Genomic DNA, 23891 nt, shown 5'->3' with positions numbered 1-23891 from the left:
ATTTTTTAAACTCTGGTAACCTTATCGATACCATTAATTTTTTTAAGTTTATGTAATAGTTTTTTTATAATGTTGTTGTTTTTTACAACCACATTGATTTTTCCAGAAAATAAGCCGTCGTTAGTTTCAAAACTTATACTCCTCATGTCAACATGCATGTCTTCTGATATAATGTTGGTTATATCATTTACCAAACCAATATGGTCTATTCCTGAGAGCATAATTTGAACCATAAACTCTTGTTGCGATGAATCTATCCATCTTGCCGGCATTATTCTGTATGCGTAATTGGACTGCAAACTTAATGCATTGGGGCAGTTTCTTTTATGCACCTTAATACCATCTTTAATGGTTAGAAATCCAAAAACGAGATCACCAGGTATGGGGTTGCAGCATGTTGATAATTTATAATCTAATTTTTCTTCCTCTCTACCAAAAACTAGCGAATCGTATTTTGCTGTAACTTCATCTTTGTCTAAGTCTTCTTTTCTTATAGTGGGCTTACGTGAGATTTTATTCTTTAAAAAGCTCATTAATGCATTGCTTCTAGAGGCAGCATAATTTTTAAGCATGGTATTGTCTATAGTACCAATACCAACCCTATAAAAGAGGTCTAGGCTTGTTTTTAGGTTAAAGAAATTTACTAATTCGTTTATTGAATTTTCATTAAGAGTAATTTTAAGTTGTTTTAATTTACGCTTTAAAATCTCTTTACCTTCTTCACCAATAAGCTTTCTGTCTTCTTTAAGAGCTGTTTTAATTTTACTTCTTGCTCTTGCTGTCGTGGCATAGTCTAGCCAATTGGAATTGGGTTTGGCAGAATCTGATGTTAAAATATTTACTTGATCTCCACTATGCAAAACATGACTTAGTGGTACCAGTTTACCATTAACTTTGGCACCTCGGGTTTTCATACCAACTTGGGTGTGAATACTGAAAGCAAAGTCTAAAGCAGTGGCTCCTTTTGGGAGGGATTTTAATTCTCCAGTCGGTGTAAACACGAATATTTCTTTAGAATACAGATTTAATTTGAATTGTTCTACAAAATCTACCGCATTCGTATCGGCACTTTCTAAGGCTTCTTGGAGTCTGTTAATCCAAGATTCTAAGCTGTCCTCTTTCTCACCTTTTTGTTTGTACTTATAATGTGCAGCGTAGCCTTTTTCTGCGATTTCGTTCATACGTTCGCTTCGAATTTGCACTTCTACCCAGCGGCCTCTTGGGCCCATTACGGTTATGTGTAAAGCCTCGTAACCCGTAGATTTTGGCGAAGAAAGCCAATCGCGTAAGCGTGTAGGATTTGGTCTAAAATGGTCGGTTACAATCGAGTAAATTTTCCAAGCCAAAAACTTTTCGTTTTCAGGGTCGCTTTTATAAACAATTCTAACGGCGAATTTATCGTAAACTTCATCGAACGAAACGCCTTGATTTTGCATTTTTCGGCGTATCGAGTATATCGATTTTGGACGCCCTTTTATGGTGTAGTCAAGTAATTCTTTATCCAATGAATTTTTTATAACCTCACTAAAGTCCTCTATGTATTTGTCTTGCTCTTCTTTGCTTTCTTTTATTTTATGTAAAATGTCGTTGTAAACTTCGGGTTCGGTGTATTTTAATCCTAAGTCTTCAAGTTCGCTTTTTATATTGTACAGGCCAATTCTATGCGCTAAAGGAGCATATATATAGAGGGTTTCTGAGGCGATTTTAACTTGTTTATCGTCTCGCATAGAACCCATGGTTTGCATATTATGCAACCTATCGGCAATTTTTATAATAATAACCCGAACATCATCATTTAAAGTAAGAAGCATTTTGCGAAAATTCTCGGCTTGCAGCGACACATCCATATCTTTTTTTAGTGATGATATTTTTGTGAGACCATTTACAATTTTTGCTACAGTTTCGCCAAATAAATTCTCGATATCTGTTATGGAGTAATCCTCACTATCTTCAACAACATCGTGTAGCAGTGCTGCGGCAATAGAGGTGCCATCTAAACCAATTTGTTGTGCTACAATTTTTGCCACTGCTATGGGGTGAAATATATACGCTTCTCCAGATTTTCTGCGCTGATTTTTATGCGCATCAATAGCCACATCAAAAGCGCTACGAATTAGTTTTTTATCTTCTGTTGAAAGCGTGGTATAGCTTACCTTTAATAACTCTTTATAGGCTTTAGCAATGGCAATATTTTCTTTTTCTAAGGCTTCTTCTGTCATAAAATTAAATATAACAAATACAAGATTAACAAACAATAAGATTTTATCTTTTTGTGTTTAAAAAACTCAACTTTTACGAATTTAAAAAATTTACGAGCAAATTTATGGCCTTTCCACGGTGACCGATACTGTTTTTTAAGTTTAATTCCATTTCAGCAAATGTGATATCATGTCCGTGAGGTTTAAAAATAGGATCGTAACCAAAACCCTTCTCACCATATTTACTAGTAGTTATTTCTCCTTTGCAGATACCAGTAAAAGTATGTTGTTGGTTGTCTAATTCTAAAGCAATTACGGTTTTAAACTGCGCCTGTCTGTTTTGTTTGTTTTTTAATGCCTCAAGCAACTTATTGTTGTTATCTTCTGCATTGCGTTGCTCGCCAGCATAACGGGCAGAATACACTCCTGGTTTACCTTGTAGCGCTTCTACTTCTAGGCCAGTATCGTCTGCAAAACAATTATAACCATAATGCTTTTTAATGTATGCCGCTTTTTGTTTGGCATTGGCTTCAATGGTATTTTGGGTTTCTGGGACATCCTCAAAACATCCTATGTCTTTTAAGCTAAGTAGTTTAATATGTTCAGGTATTAAAGCTTGTACCTCCTTTATTTTATTAAGATTATTGGTGGCGAAGACGAGTTGCATAAAAATGGTTTGAATTTAAGGGGTAAAAGTAAACAAATATTAATTTGCTAACCGTGGTTTGGTTGTTTAAAAGTGCTATTTTGATATAAATGATGATTCCCCGATGTATTTTGAGTTTAGAAAGGATAAATGGATGATTTTAATTCCAACGAAAATAATTTTTTGGATTTTTGTTTTAGTTATTGGAAGTTGTAAGTAGTTATGTGTTAATTCGTTTGAATTGAAAGCCGAATATTTATGAATTATTTCGTTCCAAAAGCCTACTATAAATGGAAAACTTTTTTACATTTGAATATTAACAAAAAAAGCAATGTTATGACAGTAAAGTTTCAATATGTGGGTGTAGATGTAAGCGAAACCCTTTCTGATTTTACGGAAGAAAAACTACAAAAACTATTTAATAAATACGATTTCTTAATTAGTGCCATGGTGTATTTTAAGCAAAATGAGAAAGAGCACGATTTAGGTAAAATCTGTAATATTGAATTAAGTTTGCCAGGACCAAGAATATTTGCAACTTCTAACGAAAATAATTTCGAAGTTTCGGTTAGAGAAACCATTAACGATTTGGAGCGTCAACTTAAAAAACGTAAAGAGGTTTTTAAAACACATTAGTATGTATTATTTGTTATCGATGGTGGTAAGGCTCATTTCGTAAAATGGTAAAGCCTCTGTAAAGTTGTTCGATAATAAATAAGCGAATCATTTGATGGGAAAATGTCATTTTAGATAACGACACTTTCCCATTTGCTTTTTTATACACTTCTTCAGAGAATCCGTATGGGCCTCCAATAACAAAAACCAATTGCTTAATACCAGAATTCATGTGTTTTTGTAAATAATTTGAAAAACTAATAGAGTCAAATTGTTTGCCGTTTTCGTCGAATAGAATTAAAATATCAGTTGCTTTTAGTTTCCCAAGAATAAGTTCGCCTTCTTTTTGTTTTTGTTGAGCTTCGCTAAGACTTTTCGTGTTTTTAATATCTGGTATAAGGTCTAAACTAAAATTAATATAAAAACCCAAGCGCTTCGTATAAGCTTTAATTAGGGTTTCTAATTCTTTGTTGTCGGTTTTGCCAATGGCAATCAATTTTATGGTCATACCACAAAATTACATTTTTTAGTTTAAAAATTAGAAAACTAAGATTTAAATCAATTTTATAAAACTTGGTACTTATTTTTTGAAATTTTTGTTGTTCATTTTTCTTATTTTAGCACAAACTATATAACAACATGATTACACAAGAACAATTTGATACCGAGTTAAAGTACATAATTTCTAATGCTATAAGAGAAGATGTTGGTGATGGTGACCACAGTTCTTTGGCGTGTATTCCAAAAAACGCCAAAGGTAGAGCAAAGCTCTTAGTAAAAGATAAAGGTGTTATTGGCGGGGTCAATTTTGCAAAAAAAGTATTTGCTTACGTCGATAAAAATTTAAAATTAGATGTGCGCATTCAAGATGGCACTGAGGTTACTTTTGGAGATGTTGTAATGTACGTTGAGGGTTCTGCGCAATCTATTTTAAAAGCAGAGCGTACTGTTTTAAATGCCATGCAACGTATGAGTGCCATTGCAACAAAAACCAAAGTCTTTGTCGATTTGTTAGAAGGTACAAAAACTAAAATTCTGGATACTCGTAAAACCACGCCTGGAATCAGAGTTTTAGAAAAATGGGCCGTTAAATTAGGAGGCGGCGAAAATCACAGGTTTGCTTTGTACGATATGATTATGCTTAAAGATAACCATATTGATTTTGCTGGAGGTATAACCAAAGCGATTGAAATGACTAAGCAGTACCTCGACGAAACCGGTAAGGATCTCGAAATTATGGTAGAGGCTAGAAATTTAGCCGAAGTGAAAGAGATTTTAAAAAATAAAGGTGTGTATAGAATTTTACTTGATAATTTTGATTACGAAGACACCAGAAAAGCGGTAAAAATGATTGGGAATACTTGTCTTACGGAGTCTTCTGGAAATATAAACGAGGCTACAGTAAGGCACTATGCCGAATGTGGGGTGAATTATATTTCATGTGGCGCCTTAACACACTCAGTACATAATATGGACTTAAGTTTAAAGGCCATTAAATAAACGAACTAAAGTGATATATTTATTGATATTGACCAACAGGTCATTGATTAAATTTTTAATACGTGACGAAACCTACTGAGGATAAATTAGAGAAAATTCCTGTTATAAATGTATTAGTCCGTTTTTTAAAGAAAATAAAATTACCTGGACTTGAAGGATTATCGTTTTACGATTTATTAGAGCTTTATTTTATTGGTATTATTAGAGGTGCTTTAACAACGAGAGCAAGTGCTATTGCTTTTAATTTTTTTACGGCTATTTTTCCGTTTTTACTATTTATATTAATAATCATTCCGTATATACCAATAGATGGTTTTAGAGACGAGTTTTTGGTGTTTTTAGAATCGTTTTTACCACCAACGACATCAGATTTTTTCTTTCAAAACATTTTCGAGAATATCGATAAAACAAAACCAACGGGATTGCTTTCTTCGGTTTTCTTACTCTCTATTCTTTTAATGGCAAATGGCGTAAGTGCTGTTTTTTCTGGGTTTGAAAGCTCTTATCACGAACAAATTGCGCGAAGTATATTTAAGCAATACCTCTATGCCTTAAGTGTTTCCTTAATTCTGGCATTTTTAATAATCATTACGATTGTGGTGTTGGGATATTTTCAAATTTATGTGGTTCAAGAGTTGTTTGGTGTACTTAAAGAAAGAGGCTATGAGGTAGACTCTCAAGTGTTCACGTGGACTCGTATTGTACAATACGTTTTTTTTGTAATAATAATTTACTTGGCTACTGCTACGCTTTATTACTTTGGCACTCGAGAAGGAAAGGAGTCTAAGTTCTTCTCTATTGGTGCGCTTTTTACTACGCTACTCATTGTGCTAACGTCTTACTTGTTTGGTATGTATATCGAAAACTTTGGTCAGTTTAATAAATTATACGGTTCTATTGGTGCTTTGTTAATTCTGTTACTTTATTTGTGGTTAAATTCAAATATCTTATTGTTAGGTTATGAATTAAATGCATCTTTGAATAAACTACGAAAACAAAACTAGTTTATGCAGTATTTTATTGATGTCATTATACCTGTCCCGTTACAAAAACTATTTACTTATAGTATAACCGCTGCCGAATTTAACTTTTTAAAATCGGGAATGCGGGTTGCTGTACCTTTTGGGAAATCGAAAATCTATACAGGTGTTGTTTTTAAAATTCATAGTGAAGCGCCAACAGCTTACCAAGCAAAAGACATTCATCAAATTTTAGATGAAACCCCCATTGTAAACCAGAAACAACTCCAATTATGGCAATGGGTTTCTAGCTATTATATGTGCACTTTAGGCGATGTTATGCGAGCCGCTTTGCCAAGTGGCTTTATTTTAGAAAGTGAGACGGTTATTACTAAAAGTAAAAATACTATTGATATCGACACTTTAAAAGATGAGGAGTTTTTGGTTTATGAAGCACTTCAAAATCAATCGTCTTTAAAAATTCATGACATTTCTAATATCTTAGACAAGAAACATGTGCTGCCAATACTAAATCGTTTAATTGAGAAAGAAGTGATTACGGTTGAAGAAGAGGTTTACGAAAAATACAAACCTAAATTGGTGCGCTATGTAAAATTACATTCCAATTATGCTTCAAACGACGCTTTGCAAAAACTGTTGGAAGATTTAAGTCGAGCGCCAAAGCAGCGAGACGTGGTAATGACCCTGTTTTCTGTTTCTGCCAAAACCAAAAAACCTGTTAAAGTCTCAGATCTAGCAGAAGAAAGTGAAGCCTCAACAGCTATCATTAAAACTCTAATAGATAAAGGTATTCTAGAAGAATATCATATTCAGATAGACCGTGTTCAGTATTCTGGAGAAGATACAGAGGCGACAAAGACGTTAAATAATCATCAAATATCCGCTTTAAGCGAAATAAAAGAGACTTTTAAAGCGCACCATGTTACGTTATTGCATGGTGTAACCTCTTCTGGAAAAACCGAGGTGTATGTCAAACTCATTGAAGACGCTGTAAACCAAGGTAAGCAAGTTTTGTATTTGTTGCCAGAAATTGCTTTAACCACGCAGTTAGTAACCCGTTTACAAAATTATTTTGGGGATCAAGTAGGTGTTTTTCACTCTAAATATTCTTCACATGAACGGGTTGAGGTTTGGAATAAGGTTTTACAAAATTCCGCGAAAGCGAAAATTATTTTAGGCGCACGTTCATCAGTATTTTTGCCTTTTGATAATCTAGGATTAATAGTGGTTGATGAGGAGCACGAGCAATCCTTTAAACAGTTCGATCCAGCACCGCGTTATCATGCCCGCGATACGGCTGTTGTGCTCGGTAATTTTCATCAAGCAAAAGTGCTTCTGGGTTCGGCAACACCAAGTTTAGAAAGCTATTTTAATGCCCAACAAAATAAGTATGGTTTTGTGGAATTGATGCATCGATTTAATGATGTTTTAATGCCCGATATCGAATTGGTAGATATCAAAGAAAAGTATAAAAAGAAGCTTATGAAAGGGCATTTTAGCGATCGATTACTTGAGGAAATGACCGACACGTTGAAGGCAGGACATCAAATAATTCTGTTTCAAAACCGACGTGGATTTTCGCCTATAATCGAGTGTAAAACCTGTGGGCATGCGCCACAATGCCCAAATTGCGATGTGAGCTTAACTTATCATCAATACCGCAATCAATTACGTTGTCATTATTGCGGTTATGTTATGGCGATGTTGCAAGATTGTATGGCTTGTGGTAGTCAAGATTTAGATAATAAAGGTTTTGGTACCGAGCAAATAGAAGAGGAGGTGAAGCTGTTGTTTCCTGATTATAAAGTGGCACGAATGGATTTAGACACCACACGCGGAAAATACGGCTACGAAAAAATTATTACCGCTTTAGAGCAGCAAGAGATAGATATTCTGGTGGGCACCCAAATGTTAACCAAAGGTTTGGATTTTAGAAACGTGAAGTTGGTTGGCATCATGAATGCCGATAATATGTTGAATTTTCCAGATTTTAGGGCTCACGAACGCAGCTTCCAATTAATGTTACAGGTGGCTGGTAGGGCTGGTAGAACAGAGGAGCGTGGTAAAGTGTTAATTCAAACCTATAATCCGCACCATAATATACTTCAACAGGTTTCTACAAATAATTATAAGGAGATGTTTAAAGAACAAATGAACGATCGTTATAATTTTAAATATCCGCCAGTTTATAAACAAATAAAAATAACCCTAAAACATAAAGATTACAATAGAGTAGAGAGTGCGTCTATTTGGTTAGCTAAAGCTTTAAGACAAGTATTTGGCGATCATGTTTTAGGTCCGGAATCGCCACCAATTTCTAGAATTAGAAATCAGTTTCACAAAACCATTCTTATAAAAATACCCAAGCAACAAAGTTTAGGGAAAACAAAAGAAGCCATTACTAAAATAAACAATAGTTTTTTTAGTGTCAAAGATTTTAGATCGGTTAGGCTTGTTCTAAATGTCGATAATTATTAGTGAAACACGGCGTTTTTTGAAGATTGTAAGACGCACTACAAAATCCCCATTGATTTTATCGCGTTGAATTCCGGCGCCTTTTAATTTAATGTATAAAACCAATTTAGTTTTGACATGTCGTATTATTAATTTGAATTATTTTTTGTTCAGATGATATAGAAATCGCAGATTCATGAACTCTTTTTTTCTACTATAATAGAAGCGTGAGCTAAAATCAAAGCATAGCCTGAGTTGTGGTTTTATTTTATACCGAAATATGGGCGAAAAAGAACAGCGAAGTACATCATGAACACCTATTTATAAAATAGAAAGATGTGAGTAAACAAATTATATGCGGCATGACATGGCTAATTTGGTATAAGGTATATCACCTCAATAAAAATCGGGATGCCGGTATATTTTTGTTAAATACTGAAGAAGATAACCAGAACAAGTTTGGTTTAATATCGCTTAGCTTCTAGATATTATTTAAAGCTTCAACCAGCTGTGTTTTTTTGTTTCTGCTTAATGGAATCTCATAAGCACCAACTTCAACATTTTTACTATTAAATCTATCTATTTTATCAAGATTAACAATGTAAGATTTGTGAATTCTTAAAAATTTATCTTCTGGTAATTCTTTTTCAAAAGACTTCATTGTAGATAAAACAACTAAACTGGTGTCTTCTGTAACTAATTTTACATAATCACCAAGGGCTTCAATCCATTTAATGTCCTTAATATATACTTTACGTTTTTTAAGGTTGCTTTTTACAAAAATGTGTTCCCCTTCTTCTTCTTTAAAATCTAAAGTTAATTTGTGATGATCTAAAGCTTTGTCTACAGAAGCATTAAAGCGTTCTCTGGTAATAGGTTTATGCAAATAATCGGTAGCGTCGTAATTAAAGGCTTTAAAAGCATATTCGGTTTTGCCAGTAACAAAAATTATTTGAGGTTTGTTTTTTAAGACATCCAAGAGTTCGAACCCATTTAATACGGGCATTTCTATATCCAAGAAAATTAAATCTACTTGTTGCGTATTTAAACCATTTTTGGTCTCTAAAGCACTGCTGTATTCAGCTACTAAGTTGAGAGCTGGATGGTTCTCGACTAACTTAACGATGGAGAGACGTTGTAAGGCCGAATCGTCTACTACTACACAGTTTAATGTCATAACACTTTTTATTTCAGTTAAGGCAGGTACAAAAATACAATAAATTCGGTAAAAATCCTATAATCATCGGTGAAGTGTTTTTGATTAGTTATAATTTTATTGATTTTTTAAAAAACTGAAAATATAAATGAAATATTTTTGTTTGTAACGGTAGAAATAACTAATTTTGCAGCCAATTTTTAATAATAAAAAACAATTTTTATGAATCATTATGAAACTGTTTTCATCTTAAATCCCGTTTTATCTGAAGAACAGATAAAGGAGACAGTAAAGAAATACGAAGATTTTCTTGTTTCTAACGGTGCTAAGATGATAGCTAAAGAAGACTGGGGTCTAAAAAAATTAGCTTACCCAATTCAGAAAAAGAAAAGTGGGTTTTATCACTTGTTTGAGTACACTGTACCTGGTGAAGTAATCGAGCCTTTAGAATTAGAGTTTAGACGTGATGAGCGTTTTATGCGTTATTTAACTGTAGCGTTAGATAAACACGCTATATCTTGGGCAGAACGAAGACGAGAAAAACTTAAACAAAAAGCTTAATTATGTCATCAATAGAACAACAATCCAAAGGAAAAAAAGACGGAGAAATTAGATATTTAACTCCTCTTAATATCGATACAAACAAGAAGAAGAAGTATTGTATGTTTCAAAAATCTGGAATCAAGTATGTTGATTACAAAGATGCAGATTTTTTAATGCGATTTATAAACGAGCAAGGTAAAATTTTACCACGTCGTTTAACAGGAACATCGTTAAAGTATCAAAGAAAAGTTGCTGTTGCTGTAAAAAGAGCACGCCACTTAGCCTTGATGCCTTACGTAGGAGATTTATTAAAATAAAATACACATAACAATGGAACTTATATTAAAACAAGACGTTGAAAATTTAGGATTTAAAGACGATGTTGTAACAGTTAAGAACGGTTATGGTAGAAATTTTTTAATTCCCCAAAAGAAAGCTGTTTTAGCTACGGCTTCTGCTAAAAAAGTATTAGCAGAAAACTTAAAGCAACGTGCTTTTAAAGAAAAGAAAATTATTGACGATGCGAATAAAATTGCAGAAGCGTTAAAAGCATTAGAAATTAAAATACCTGCTAAAGTTGGTACGGGCGATAAATTATTTGGCTCGGTAAACAACATTGATGTTGCGGCAGCTTTAGATAAAGAAGGCCAGTCTATCGACAAAAAATTCATTTCGCTTACAACTGTAAAGCGATTGGGTAAATACACTGCTGTAGTTCGTTTACACAGAGAAGTATCTGTAGATTTAGAATTTGAAGTTATTGCACAAGCATAAGCTTTAAATTACCATATAGTTAAACCGTTTAGATGCTTTTCTAAACGGTTTTTTTAATTTTATACTTATAGCTATGATACGTTTTACATTTCTGTTATTCGCCATAATCTTTGTATCATGTAAGGATTCAGCATCCAAAATAGATACAGCACAAAACAATGAGTTAGTAGTTTCTAAACTTATTAATCAATTTAAGTACAACGCAAATGCAGACCCGCTAATAAGCGTGCATCGCGGTGGTGTAGGTCTTGAAAATTATCCAGAAAATTGTTTAGAAACCATAAAATATATAAACGATAGTATTTATGCGATTTTCGAAATAGATGTTGCCAAAACCAAAGATGATGTTTTAGTGCTTATGCATGACAACTCGTTAGACCGCACAACAACGGGGTTTGACAGATTAGATAGGTACACCTACGAAGAATTATTAGATTTCAATTTGGTTGACGATTTCGGTAATGAAACGGACTATAAAATACCCAAATTTATAGATGTGCTAAATTGGGCAAAGAAAAATAAAGTGGTCCTTACCGTAGATATTAAACGAAGCGTTAAGGTGGATGAGGTGATTAATACCATAAGAGAACATCGGGCAGAAGATATTTCGATCATAATCACTTACGATGTTAGTCAAGCCGTTAAGGCACACGAATTGGCGCCCGATTTGCTGTTATCGGTATCGGCTAGAAATCATAAAGAACTCGCGGGGTTATTGGCTGCCAATGTACCAACACAAAATATGTTAGCCTTTACTGGCACGATGTTGTCTGATATTGAATTGTATGATAATATTCATAAATTAGGTATTAAAACCATGCTGGGCACTTTAGGAAATTTAGACAAACAGGCCGCTACTAAAGGGGATTCATTATATGGGGTTTGGCATAATATGGGTATAGATATCATGGCCACAGACCGACCGTTTCAAGCAGCTGCAGCGTTAAATACTGTAAAATAATTAAACGTATAAGAGAACATGAAATACGCAAGACTTACCAAAGAGCAATTTGAAGAATTACATCAAGAATTTATTAATTTTCTGGCGACACAATCGGTGACTGCTGAAGAGTGGGAAAATCTGAAACAAAATAAGCCTGAATTAGCCGAAATGGAACTGGATGTTTTTAGCGATTTAATCTGGGAAGGCGCCTTAAATAAGGCAGAATATTTAGAACATATTTCTCCACAACACATGTATTTATTTCATTTAGCCGACGATAAAATGCATGCCATAGTGGTTAATTTGAAGAATGAAATCGATATTACCACCAAAGAAGGTTATAACTGGCTGCGCGAAAATTTAATGGACGACAATGTGGAATTTTTACAAGCTTATAAAGATTATACCGAAGATAAGAACCTGGATAAATTTAAAATGATTGAACAAGGAGCGGTGATTACTAAAGGCGATTTGTATAAGTATTTTTATAAGATTATAAATTAAAGGTTGTTGTTTATCCTATTTAATTTATTAAAGTTGACAATTGAAGATTAGATTTATCTCTCTTTATTGTCATTGCGAGGAGGCACGACGTGGCAATCTTTTTATTGGTTAGTTCTATTTTTAAAATTATGGACTAATTGAAATGATTATCTTACTTTTTTTCTAGCGAAAAGGGGGTAAAGACGTTTGCATTATATATTTTTGTATATACATTAAATTTAAAATTATGGCTTTAGTTATTTGTTCAGAATTCAACGAAAATATTAGTGATACCGCTAGTACATGTCCTAAATGTGGATATAAGAAAAAAAGTCAAACGGATGTGTTTGGATATTTGCAGGGGTTCTAATTTTTGTGCTAACTCTTTTTTTATCTAGGGGTTGTGAGAATTCGGATGCATATGGGCCTAGTATTTATCAAAAAGCTATTGTTTACGATTGGAGAGGACCAAACAGTGATGAATTCTTTACATTAGGTAAAATAATATTAGAAAATGATTTCAAAGTTTGTGGTGAGTACCAAATAAAAAAGCTTAGTGAATTTGAATACCTGCTGGGTTGCACACCCGATGGTTCAACTTGGTATTATAGAACTGTGGATGTTACTAAAAGAAAACTATATTTCTTACCTCTTTCAATAACCGATCAAATTAAAGCACCAAGATAAATAAAAATAAATAGCTCTAATTATTGTTAAATTGACACGTGTAAAAAAAATAACACCAACACGTATATTAAAATTATTTTGTAACTTTATAATCATTAAATCACAATCTGGTTATTTATGAACACAAAATTGACATTAACGATAGAAAGAGAAATAATCGAAAAAGCTAAAAATTATGCTAAAGCAAAAAATCGTAGTTTGTCTGATATTATTGAAAACTATTTAAAACTGCTTACTCAAGAAGAAGAGAATAGTAGAAATAAAAAACTAAATCCTGCTGTAAAATCGCTTAGAGGTTCTTTCAAAATGCCAAAAGATATGGCTTATAAAAAAGAGCTCAAAAATCGATTAGAACAAAAATATTTGTAAATGGAAAAAGTTCTAATCGACACCGATGTTCTACTTGATTTATTTTTCGACAGAAAACCGTTTTCAGACTACTCAGCAGAGATTCTAAATCTTTGTGCAGAAAAAGAAATAAAGGGATATACAACCCCTGTTATAATTTCTAATGTTTACTATTTGTTAAGAAAGGCGGGAAAGCACCATATAGTAATTGATAGAATTAAACAACTTCTCAACATTATCGACATTGTGAAAATTGATAAAAATGCGGTCATAAAAGCTTTGAATTCTGAATTTAAAGATTTTGAAGATGCATTACAAAATTTTTCAGCAATAGAAGACGGGGAAATTAAAATTATTCTTACAAGAAATTTAAAAGATTTTAAAAAGAGTGAATTAGCTATTTTAACACCTCAAACTTATTTAGTAGGAAGATAAAGTAAAAAACTGAGTTTAATTAATCTCTAGTTCGTTTATAATACTTTTCTAGATTTGATTTAGCAAAGACACAACAAACAATAAAATGGTTTCCACATCACACCATCACAAACCAAAAGGTACGATGCGGAAACCATCAATAAATAAATTATAAAAAATAAAAAATAAAACTGCTTTTGCAGATCATTAACATGGCTCAAAAACCAAGTATTCCAAAAGGCACAAGAGATTTTAATCCAGAGCAAGTGGCCAAACGAAATTATATTTTTAACACCATTCGTGGTGCTTTTGAAACTTTCGGATTTCAACCTATTGAAACCCCAAGTTTTGAAAACTCAGATACCTTGATGGGAAAATATGGCGAAGAAGGCGACCGATTAATTTTTAAGATTTTAAATTCTGGTGATTTTTTATCGAAAGCTAACGAACAAGCCTATCTCGAAAAAGACTCTAGTAAAATCACAGCATCCATCTCAGAAAAAGCACTCCGTTACGACTTAACCGTACCCTTTGCACGTTACGTCGTGCAACACCAAAACGACATAGAATTCCCTTTTAAACGCTACCAAATTCAACCTGTTTGGCGTGCCGATAGACCACAAAAAGGACGTTTCAGAGAGTTCTACCAATGCGATGCCGATGTGGTTGGAAGCAAAAGCCTGTGGCAAGAAGTGGAGTTTATTCAGCTTTACGATACGGTGTTTTCAGCTTTAAAATTAGAAGGGGTAATCATTAAAATTAACAATAGAAAAATACTCTCTGGTATTGCCGAGGTTATTGGCGCGTCCGATAAATTAATCGATTTTACGGTGGCACTCGATAAGCTTGATAAAATTGGTGAAGAGAAGGTTAAAGAAGAAATGCTTTCTAAAGGTATTTCGGAAGCTGGGATTTCTAAATTACAACCCTTATTTAATTTGTCTGGATCTTTCGAATCTCAAATAGAAGGCTTGAAAAGTATTCTGAACACCTCCGAAGCTGGTAAAAAAGGGATTGAAGAATTGGCGTTTATAAATGATGCCATTTCAGAATTAGGTTTATCCACGGCAACCTTGCAACTCGACGTTACTTTAGCACGTGGTTTAAACTATTACACAGGGGCTATTTTTGAGGTGGCAGCTCCAGAACAGGTTAAAATGGGCTCTATTGGCGGTGGCGGACGCTACGACGATTTAACTGGTATTTTTGGTATGAAAGATGTTAGTGGTGTTGGTATTAGTTTTGGCCTAGACCGTATCTATTTAGTACTTGAAGAACTCGGATTATTCCCAGAAACAGTTTCTAAAAACATAGAGGTTCTATTCATTAATTTTGGCGATAAAGAGGCCTTATTTAGTTTAAAAGCGATTAAGGAACTGCGTTTACAGGGTATAAATGCCGAGTTGTATCCAGACGCGACCAAAATGAAAAAACAAATGAATCATGCTAATAAACGGGCTATTCCGTTCGTAGTTTTAGTTGGTGAAGAAGAAATTAACTCTAATACGTACACCTTAAAAGATATGGTTTCTGGAGAGCAAAATAAGGTGTCTCTCGAGGCATTAATTTCTAAAATTAATAAGTAACTTTTGGGTGTTTATACCAGTTATAAAACGACATCAAACCTAGTTTAGCTCTGGTTGTATACAGGTTTTATGCCATAATAAAACCTTATTAAAAAGCTTGATATTAGACCATTTTATTGGTTTTTATCAAGCTTTTTTGTGTTTAAAGCTGCGATACCATAATTATTTTCTTCCCTTTTTATTTATTTTAAAATTTTCAGTAGTTTCGAGCTGTGTAAAAATCACTTCAACTTTTGATTTTATAATGCGTTTTTTCACATTTCAGTAAAAATTATTTTTAAATAAATATCGAGTTCATGATCTTAAAACACCTCTTAGCCATTTGTGCATGCATTAGTTTTTTCGCTTTGAATAGTCAGAGTAAAAACCCGATTACAGACTATCAATTATATATAGAAAACCCAGAGATTATTGGTGAAAATAAATTGGACGCCCGAGCATCCTTTACGTCATACACCTCAGAAAAAGAGGCCTTAAATCGTACCAACGGTTTATGGCAGAGTTTAGATGGTTTATGGAGGTTTAATTGGGTGAAAAACCCAAAAGACAGACCTACAACTTTTATGAATCCTAACGAAGACGTTTCAAACTGGGACAATATCAAAGTGCCGTCTAATTGGGAAGTTGAAGGTTATGGTATTCCTATTTATGTCAATCATCAATATGAATTTGCCGATTATAAAGCCCCAATTGCAGAAGATATGGAATTGGTAGATAGAATATACCCTAAAAACCCAGGCGATGTACCAGATCAATACAATCCTGTGGGGTCTTACCGTAGAGATTTTCAAATTGATGAATCTTGGGGAGATAAAGAGCTGTTTTTGCATATTGGAGCCATGAAATCTGGTGGTTTTGTATGGTTAAATGGTGAGTATATTGGGTATTCTCAAGGCAGTAAATTACCTGCAGAATTTAATATTACCAAGGCAGCAAAAGTGGGCAATAATACCATAGCCATCCAAATATTTAGATGGACGGATGGTTCGTATCTCGAAGGTCAAGATTTTTGGCGAATTAGTGGGATAGAGCGCAGTGTTTATATTTATGCTCAACCAAAAATTAGAGTTAAAGATTTTGAGGTGGTTTCTGTGCTAGACGGTGCGTATATTAACGGTTTACTCAATGTAGAAGTGACTTTAAAAAATCATTTTTCAAAAAATGAAAATATAGAGGTTAACTTTAAACTATTAGATGACAATGAGAGGCAAATCGCTTCGAAATCTTTACCAGTTTTAGTGGGTTCTAATAATAAGATGAATGTTAATTTTAAAGCAGAAATACCGCTAGTGAAACCATGGAGCGCAGAACATCCCAATTTATACGATTTAATAATTACTTTAAAAGATAAAAAAGATCATGTTTTTGAAGTTATTCCGACTAAAATCGGATTTAGAACAGTTGAAATTAAAAAACGGATTATTACTTTTAAATGGTAAACGCATTACCTTAAAAGGAGTTAATGCTCAAGAAACCGATCCTGAAACGGGGCACGTTATGTCTGAAGAGATGATGATGAAAGACATGCGTCTATGGAAAGAAAACAATATAAATGCGGTAAGACTAAGTCATTATCCAAGAGGCAGAAGGTTTTACGAGCTATGTGATATTTACGGTATATATGTGGTAGACGAGGCCAATATTGAGTCTCATGGTATGTATTACGGGAAACACTCTTTAGCTAAAAAACCAGAATGGCAAAAGGCACATGTTGAACGCATGGTAAGAATGGTGGAGCGCGATAAAAATCATCCTTCAGTCATTATTTGGTCTATGGGCAATGAAGGCGGAAATGGTATTAACTTTTTTGCGGGTTACGATGCCATAAAGGCTATAGATAACACCAAGCGCCCGGTGCAGTACGAGCGACCTTACAAAGACCGTGATGGCACTTTGTATGATATGGATACAAACACCGATATTATTGTACCACAATACCCAAGTCCGGCACGTTTTGAGGAGATAGGACGGTCTAAAACCGACAGGCCTTTTATACCTAGTGAGTATGCGCATGCCATGGGAAATAGTACAGGTAATTTTCAAGACTACTGGGATATTATTGAACAATACGATAATCTACAGGGCGGATTTATTTGGGATTGGGTAGATCAATCTATCTGGAAAACTAACGAAAAAGGCGAGCGTTTTTATGCCTATGGCGGTGATTATGGCGAAAATATGCCATCAGATAATACCTTTTTAAATAATGGTATCGTATTTCCAGATCGCACACCACAGCCGGCTTTACATGAGGTTAAAAAGGCACACGAGTTTATTAATTTTAAAAACAAAGGTTTAAATAAATATAACGAGTTAAGAGTATTAGTAGAGAACTTATACGATTTCACTGATCTTGAAAATTTTAATATTACCGCTACCATTAAGGCAGATGGAAACCCATTAAAAACCATAGAAGTTGAAACTATTAAAGTAGAACCTAATACGGGTAAACTTATTCGTTTAAGTCTTGATGGTATTGAGTTTTTACCAAATACCGAGTATTTTGTACATCTATCGGCTACAACTAAAACCGATTGGAGCTTATTACCAAAAGGTTTTGAAGTAGCGCGCGAGCAAATTCCTTTAAACGAAAAATACAAAATACAAACTACAAATCAATCGACTAAAGCAGAGCTAAAGGTTGTAAAGCAGGGTGATGAGACGGTTATATCTAACGCTAACTTTAAAACAGTTTTTAATCAATCTAAAGGATATATAACATCTTACATATACGAGGGCAAAGAACTGTTAAAAGATGAAAAAGGCCCAAAACCAAATTTTTGGCGCGGACTTACAGATAATGATTTTGGTAACAAAATGCACGTTAATAATATAGAGTGGAAAAAGGCTTCTTTGTTTTTTGAAGTATCAAAATTAGCCCAAGTAAAGCTGTCTAATGGCGCCATTCAATTATTTGTTACTTATAATTTACCTGGTGTGGAAACTGCTTTCGAATCGGTATATACGTTTCACAATAATGGGGTGATAAAAATAGAGAACACTTTAAATGCGAGCGAATATAAAGGAGATATACCACGAGTGGGTATGCGTATGCAAATTCAAAAAGAATTTGATAGTATGACCTATTTTGGCCGTGGTCCATGGGAGAATTATCAAGATAGAAAAGCATCGGCATTTGTAGATTTGTACCAATCGAAAGTTGCAGATCAATACGTCCCTTACATCAGACCACAAGAAAACGGCTATAAAACCAATGTGAGATGGGTGGCATTTTCCAACGGTAATAATAACGGATTATTGGTTGTTGCAGCTCATGTGCGTGAAGGTTTAGGTGTGAGTGCCCTTCATATGGAAAACGAAGATTTTGACGCCACAGCTGGGTTGGATTATGGGAACTCGAATACGCTAGAACTTAAATACAGAATAGATGGAATTCCAGAGATAAACACCTCAAAGCACACAACAGACATCAAAGAAAAAGATTTAATACAGTTAAATATCGATTTAGATCAACGTGGTGTTGGGGGTGACGATAGTTGGTATTCGAAACCCCAAAAGAAATATCAATTAAAAAGCAATGACATGCATAGCTATAGTTTTTATTTAATCCCTTTTCAAAATAAAACTAAGCAAGATTTCATAAAAATGAGCAAAAATTATGGTGCTAAGCAATAGTATTCAAAGTTTTTAATAAGTCATGATCATAAAAATAAAGATTATATTTATAAACCAAAATAAAGTATTTCAAACCATGAGGATTTCGATTATTGCACTACTTAGTTTACTAGCTTTTTCTTGTACCAATAACTACAAGGATATAAAAAACACCCCTGAAGATTATCAAATTATTCCAAAACCATTGGAATTAAATATGCTTTCTGGTAAGTTTTTAGTGAACGAAAACACAAAAATTACTGGTAGTTCGGCTTTAAAGAATGAAGGTGAGTTTTTGGCAAGTCTATTAAATGCTGCAACAGGAAAGTCTGTGGGTTTTTCATCCGAAGCACAAGGAAATATTATTCTAAAACTAGACGACACAATTGAAAACGAAGAGGCTTATACTTTAAATGTTTCGTTCGATACCATTAAAATATCTGGGAAAAACCCTAAAGGTGTGTTTTATGGTATTCAAACCCTAAGGCAATTAATGCCTGCAAGTGTCGAATCTAAAGATAGCAGTGTAAAAGAATTAACCATTCCTGCCGTAGCTATTTCAGACAATCCAAGATACCGTTACAGAGGCATGCACCTCGATGTAGCACGCCACTTTTTTCCAAAGGAATTTATAAAAAAATATATCGATTTAATTGCCATGCATAAAATGAATACGTTTCATTGGCACTTAACCGAAGATCAAGGTTGGAGAATTGAGATAAAAAAATACCCAAAACTTACAGAGGTTGGAGCTTGGAGACAAGGCACAATAATAGGGCGCCATCCTGGTACAGGGAACGATCAAAAAAAATACGGAGGTTTTTATACTCAAGATGATATTAGAGAAATCGTGGCTTATGCCTCTAAAAAACATGTTACCGTTATTCCAGAAATAGAATTACCAGGGCATAGTAGTGCGGCGATTGCAGCATACCCTTACTTAAGTTGTTTTCCAGATGAACCCACGGTTGTAACTGGAGGTATGGGGTCGAAAAAGGGACGAGAAATTCAAGCGGCTGGAACCCCCAAAATTGTTCAAGAAACTTGGGGCGTTTTTGATGATGTATATTGTGCTGGAAGTGAAAAAACTTTTAACTTTCTTGAAGATGTTTTAGACGAAGTTATTGCGTTGTTTCCCTCTACATATATTCACATTGGTGGTGATGAATGCCCAAAAGAAAATTGGAAAAGATGTACAAGTTGTCAATACCGTATTAAAAATGAAGGCTTAAAAGATGAGCATGAATTACAGAGTTATTTTATTACACGTATAGAGAAATACTTAAATTCTAAAGGAAAACAAATTATTGGTTGGGATGAAATTTTAGAGGGTGGCTTAGCACCAAATGCAACGGTAATGTCTTGGCGAGGTACTCAAGGTGGTATTGAAGCTGCTAAACAGAGCCACGATGTCATTATGACACCAGGACATTCTTGTTATTTCGATCATTTTCAAACAGAAGATAAAGCAAATGAGCCGCTAGCAATTGGTGGAAAAACAACAGTTGCCGATGTTTATGCATACGAGCCTACTCCAGAAGAATTAGATGCCAATAAACACCAATTTATTTTAGGGGCGCAAGGTAACGTGTGGACCGAATATATGAAGACTACCAATCATGTTGAATACATGATTTTACCTCGAATGACAGCGTTGTCTGAAGTGGTATGGTCGGCCAAAGAAACCAGAGATTGGGACGATTTTAGCAACAGATTAAACACATTTAGAGCACGCTATGATGCCCTAGAATTAAATTATGCTAAGCACACTTTTCAAAAGGAAAAGAATATTAAAGTTAATCAAACTGAAAATAATTAATCTAAGTATTGAAAACACCTAGTATTATATTCACGCATCCATTTATAAGCTTATAAGTGGGTGTGTTTTTTTAAGTACTGTATATTAAAATAAAGGGCTAATTAACACGTCTTTTAATCTCAAAAACACACAAATAGTTTTGAAAACATACAAGGTAAATCCTGTTGCAGTTAAGGCGCCAAGTCGCTGTGGGTTAGACAATAATATAGCATGGGAAAAGGCTGAAGTCCTTTGCGATTTCAATTCGCCATGGGATAAGAGTGCTGTTAATAAAATAGAATTTAGGGTGCTTTACAGCAAAACGCATTTGTATTTTAGCTTTAAAGTTTTCGACAATGCAGTTTATGTAGATCGTTTAGACGATACTTATAATAGCATTAATAATTCCGATCGCGTTGAGCTTTTTTTTAGATCAGATAAAAACTTAAATCCATATTATTGTTTAGAAATAGACCCAACGCCAAGAATTATGGATTTTCGTGCCAAATCTGATAAAAATTTTGATTTTAATTGGCACTGGCCGGCTAAAGATATTGTTGTAGAATCTGTTAAAACGGAAAATTATTTCAAGGTTGAAGGCGCTATAAGTTTGTCTTCGTTAAAAACCTTTAAATTACTAAATGACGGGATTATTCAAACAGGACTTTATCGCGCTAAATACCGTAAACAAGCAGATGGAAGTTATAAACCCACTTGGATAACTTGGGTGGACCCTAAAACCGAGTCTCCAGACTTCCATAATGCGTCGTCTTTTGGAGTTTTAAAATTGGAGTAGTAATACCAAATTAACTATACCACATTCAAAATTAAATGGGTAAAAGATATGTTAAGATTGTTTTGCATGGTTTATATGAGGTCATAGCACATGAAAATTAAGTATTAAGTTTTAAACATTTGCAAGCGCTTAATTTAAACAGTTATCAGGTTTCAACATATTTCGAAACAGAATAAAACACCTAAAGAGCCGTAAATGTTGATGACCTCAACTATTTGTGTTCTAAAAGATTGTTTTAAACATCCTTTTTTTATTGAAAAATTTATTGTTAGATTTGTTTCCTTTGAAATATTTTAACCCAGCTGTTTTTTAAGTTACAAATGTATTTTTAAAATTCAGAAATCACTTTTTACTAATAAGTACCAGATGAAAAAACCAACACTCGTAATTTTAGCTGCTGGCATGGGGAGTCGCTATGGAGGATTAAAACAATTAGACAGCTTTACAGAAGAAGGCGACACGATTATCGATTTTTCTATTTACGACGCGTTGCAAGCGGGTTTTGGTAAATTTGTATTTATTATAAGAAAGAGCTTCGAGGCCGAGTTTAAAGAAAATATTGGTAAAAAATTACAGGGTAGAGCAGAGGTTGATTATGTTTACCAAGAGTTAGAAAATGTTCCAGAAAAATACATACAACCAGAACGGGTTAAACCTTGGGGAACGGGACATGCACTTTTAATGGCCAAGGAGGTTGTAAAAGAAAATTTTGCCGTTATAAATGGAGACGATTTTTATGGTAAAGAAGCGTTTGCTGTAATGGCGAAAGCTTTAAAAGCCATGGACACTGCGTCTTATGAGTTTGCCACCATGGCTTATTTCTTGAAAAATACAATTTCAGAACATGGCTATGTCTCCAGAGGTGAATGTCAAGTAGATGAAAACCAATTTTTAACCGATGTCACCGAGCGTACCCATATTGAAAAAATAGATGGTAAATTGATGCGAAAAGACAACGATGGGAGTTTTGTGCCTATTGATGAAAACACGGTCGTTTCAATGAATTTCTGGGGGTTTACTCCAAATATTTTTGATTTTGGAGAAGGTTTATTCAAAACGTTTTTAGAAAATAACCAAACCAATTTGAAAGCCGAATTTTTCATTCCTACTATTGTAAACGAGATTATTAAATCGGGAAAGGCAACTGTTCAGGTTTTAAAATCGGATTCTAAATGGTTTGGTGTAACCTATAAAGAAGATAAGAAAACCGTTGAGCAAGCCATAAAGGCATTAAAAATAAAGGGAGAATACCCAAAAAAACTTTGGTAGATGATTGCAGAAAAGGTAGAATTTATTTTTAATCAATTTAAACATGACAGTACGTTTGTTAAGCATCATGAATTGGAATCAGGTCATATTAACGATACTTATTTAGTCACCACAAAAAACAAACCTTATTTTATATTACAACGTGTTAATCATAACATCTTTAAAGATGTTCCAGGTTTAATTAACAATAAACTTCATGTTAGCCTTCATGTTAAAGAAAAGCTCAAGCATTTGCCTCAAAACGAGTTGAATAGGCGCGTTTTGTCTTTCGTGAAAACTAAAGCAGATCAAGCTTATTATAGAGGAGACGACGGGAATTATTGGAATTTAATGTATTATATCGACAATAGTTATACCTACGAAACGGTTAAAGATGAAGAAATTGCTTTTGAAGGTGGTAAATTGTTTGGCGAGTTTTTAAATTTAACACACGATTTTCCGGTGTCGAAATTAACTGAAGTTATACCAAAATTTCACGATATGTCATTTCGATATGCTCAGTTTGAAAGTGCCCTTAATTCCGCTTCGAAACAACGTCTTGATCATGCGAAATTATATATAGAACGCGTTGCAGATATGAAAGAAGAAATGCATATTCTTCAACACTTAAAGGAGTCGGGAGACATCCCATTGCGCGTAACTCATAACGATACTAAAATATCGAACGCCCTATTCTCAAAAAATAATAAAGGGCTTTGTGTAATTGATACCGATACCGTGATGCCTGGTATTGTTCACTACGATTTTGGAGATGCTATTAGAACCATTTGTAATACCGCAGCCGAAGATGAAACCAATTTAGATATCGTCGAGTTTAATTTGGATTATTACAAGGCTTACAAAAAAGGATTTTTAGAAAAAATGAATGATACGCTAACACCAACAGAAATCGATTACCTTCCGTTGGCAGCAAAAACCATGACATTTATTATGGCTTTAAGGTTTTTAACCGATTATTTAAATAACGATATTTATTATAAGACCAAATACCAAGAGCACAATTTCGATCGTGCAAAAAATCAATTTAAACTCATAGACAGTTTTACAGATAGATATAATCAGCTATAAATTTTAAATTAGTAAATA

At 33.9% G+C, this 23891-nt stretch carries 22 protein-coding genes; 18 read left to right on the top strand and 4 right to left on the bottom strand.

Annotation, left to right across the window (positions count from 1 at the left end):
* Positions 1-5: 5 nt before the first annotated feature.
* Positions 6-2219 carry a RelA/SpoT family protein gene (locus FEZ18_RS02345; RefSeq protein ID WP_153266832.1) on the bottom strand — a complete coding sequence of 738 codons (2214 nt, stop codon included), beginning with the start codon at positions 2217-2219 and terminating at the stop codon, positions 6-8.
* Positions 2220-2292: 73 nt separating this feature from the next.
* Positions 2293-2865, bottom strand: a complete 573-nt coding sequence (locus tag FEZ18_RS02340; RefSeq protein WP_153266831.1) for a non-canonical purine NTP diphosphatase — start codon at positions 2863-2865, stop codon at positions 2293-2295.
* 315 nt (positions 2866-3180) lie between these two features.
* Here FEZ18_RS02340 and hpf point away from each other — a divergent pair, with 315 nt between their 5' ends.
* Positions 3181-3480 carry a ribosome hibernation-promoting factor, HPF/YfiA family gene (hpf, locus tag FEZ18_RS02335; RefSeq protein ID WP_153266830.1) on the top strand — a complete coding sequence of 100 codons (300 nt, stop codon included), beginning with the start codon at positions 3181-3183 and terminating at the stop codon, positions 3478-3480.
* A gap of 13 nt (positions 3481-3493) precedes the next feature.
* Here the strand turns inward: hpf and rlmH are convergent, their stop codons facing one another.
* Positions 3494-3967 (bottom strand): 23S rRNA (pseudouridine(1915)-N(3))-methyltransferase RlmH, encoded by a 474-nt coding sequence (rlmH, locus tag FEZ18_RS02330; RefSeq protein ID WP_153266829.1) that lies wholly within the window; start codon positions 3965-3967, stop codon positions 3494-3496.
* A 131-nt stretch (positions 3968-4098) separates the two neighbouring features.
* Here rlmH and nadC point away from each other — a divergent pair, with 131 nt between their 5' ends.
* The 3 genes from nadC to priA all read left to right on the top strand — a co-directional run bounded on the left by nadC (position 4099) and on the right by priA (position 8417).
* Positions 4099-4959 carry a carboxylating nicotinate-nucleotide diphosphorylase gene (nadC, locus tag FEZ18_RS02325; protein ID WP_153266828.1) on the top strand — a complete coding sequence of 287 codons (861 nt, stop codon included), beginning with the start codon at positions 4099-4101 and terminating at the stop codon, positions 4957-4959.
* Between the two features lie 62 nt (positions 4960-5021).
* On the top strand, positions 5022-5963 hold the full coding sequence (locus tag FEZ18_RS02320; protein WP_153266827.1) for a YihY/virulence factor BrkB family protein: 942 nt from the start codon (positions 5022-5024) through the stop codon (positions 5961-5963).
* 3 nt (positions 5964-5966) lie between these two features.
* Positions 5967-8417 carry a primosomal protein N' gene (priA, locus tag FEZ18_RS02315; protein WP_153266826.1) on the top strand — a complete coding sequence of 817 codons (2451 nt, stop codon included), beginning with the start codon at positions 5967-5969 and terminating at the stop codon, positions 8415-8417.
* Positions 8418-8874: 457 nt separating this feature from the next.
* On the opposite strand, the gene FEZ18_RS02310 is transcribed toward priA, so the two are convergent.
* The gene (locus FEZ18_RS02310) at positions 8875-9570 is read right to left on the bottom strand and encodes a LytR/AlgR family response regulator transcription factor (protein ID WP_153266825.1); all 696 of its coding nucleotides are present in this window, start codon (positions 9568-9570) and stop codon (positions 8875-8877) included.
* A 201-nt stretch (positions 9571-9771) separates the two neighbouring features.
* Here FEZ18_RS02310 and rpsF point away from each other — a divergent pair, with 201 nt between their 5' ends.
* The 14 genes from rpsF (at position 9772) to FEZ18_RS02245 (ending at position 23873) form a co-directional block, all read left to right on the top strand.
* Positions 9772-10110: a 30S ribosomal protein S6 gene (gene rpsF, locus FEZ18_RS02305; protein ID WP_153266824.1), complete on the top strand. Its 339-nt coding sequence runs from the start codon at positions 9772-9774 to the stop codon at positions 10108-10110.
* Between the two features lie 2 nt (positions 10111-10112).
* Positions 10113-10409 (top strand): 30S ribosomal protein S18, encoded by a 297-nt coding sequence (rpsR, locus tag FEZ18_RS02300; RefSeq protein ID WP_153266823.1) that lies wholly within the window; start codon positions 10113-10115, stop codon positions 10407-10409.
* A 13-nt stretch (positions 10410-10422) separates the two neighbouring features.
* A complete protein-coding gene (rplI, locus tag FEZ18_RS02295; protein WP_153266822.1) occupies positions 10423-10866 on the top strand; it encodes a 50S ribosomal protein L9 in 444 nt (147 codons plus the stop codon).
* Between the two features lie 73 nt (positions 10867-10939).
* Positions 10940-11827, top strand: a complete 888-nt coding sequence (locus FEZ18_RS02290; protein ID WP_153266821.1) for a glycerophosphodiester phosphodiesterase family protein — start codon at positions 10940-10942, stop codon at positions 11825-11827.
* A gap of 18 nt (positions 11828-11845) precedes the next feature.
* Positions 11846-12313, top strand: a complete 468-nt coding sequence (locus FEZ18_RS02285) for a DUF6495 family protein (RefSeq protein ID WP_153266820.1) — start codon at positions 11846-11848, stop codon at positions 12311-12313.
* Between the two features lie 783 nt (positions 12314-13096).
* Entirely contained in the window at positions 13097-13348 is a 252-nt protein-coding gene (locus FEZ18_RS02280; RefSeq protein ID WP_153266819.1) for a DUF6364 family protein, read from the top strand.
* Positions 13349-13762 carry a type II toxin-antitoxin system VapC family toxin gene (locus FEZ18_RS02275; RefSeq protein ID WP_153266818.1) on the top strand — a complete coding sequence of 138 codons (414 nt, stop codon included), beginning with the start codon at positions 13349-13351 and terminating at the stop codon, positions 13760-13762.
* Positions 13763-13953: 191 nt separating this feature from the next.
* A complete protein-coding gene (gene hisS / locus FEZ18_RS02270) occupies positions 13954-15327 on the top strand; it encodes a histidine--tRNA ligase (protein WP_153266817.1) in 1374 nt (457 codons plus the stop codon).
* 296 nt (positions 15328-15623) lie between these two features.
* The gene (locus tag FEZ18_RS14625; protein WP_228122819.1) at positions 15624-16766 is read left to right on the top strand and encodes a sugar-binding domain-containing protein; all 1143 of its coding nucleotides are present in this window, start codon (positions 15624-15626) and stop codon (positions 16764-16766) included.
* Complete coding sequence (locus FEZ18_RS02265; RefSeq protein WP_228122817.1) at positions 16693-18963, top strand: glycoside hydrolase family 2 TIM barrel-domain containing protein; 2271 nt, start codon at positions 16693-16695, stop codon at positions 18961-18963. The genes FEZ18_RS14625 and FEZ18_RS02265 overlap by 74 nt, the downstream gene beginning before the upstream one ends.
* A gap of 22 nt (positions 18964-18985) precedes the next feature.
* The gene (locus FEZ18_RS02260; protein ID WP_228122814.1) at positions 18986-20761 is read left to right on the top strand and encodes a beta-N-acetylhexosaminidase; all 1776 of its coding nucleotides are present in this window, start codon (positions 18986-18988) and stop codon (positions 20759-20761) included.
* Positions 20762-20900: 139 nt separating this feature from the next.
* Positions 20901-21536, top strand: a complete 636-nt coding sequence (locus tag FEZ18_RS02255) for a carbohydrate-binding family 9-like protein (RefSeq protein ID WP_194269505.1) — start codon at positions 20901-20903, stop codon at positions 21534-21536.
* 366 nt (positions 21537-21902) lie between these two features.
* On the top strand, positions 21903-22805 hold the full coding sequence (locus tag FEZ18_RS02250; protein WP_153266814.1) for an NDP-sugar synthase: 903 nt from the start codon (positions 21903-21905) through the stop codon (positions 22803-22805).
* Positions 22806-23873 (top strand): phosphotransferase enzyme family protein, encoded by a 1068-nt coding sequence (locus FEZ18_RS02245; RefSeq protein ID WP_153266813.1) that lies wholly within the window; start codon positions 22806-22808, stop codon positions 23871-23873.
* The last annotated feature ends 18 nt before the right edge of the window (positions 23874-23891 follow it).

Source organism: Oceanihabitans sp. IOP_32 (genome assembly GCF_009498295.1).
Taxonomy (GTDB): domain Bacteria; phylum Bacteroidota; class Bacteroidia; order Flavobacteriales; family Flavobacteriaceae; genus Wocania; species Wocania indica.
This window is presented reverse-complemented; position numbering and strand designations above follow the sequence as displayed.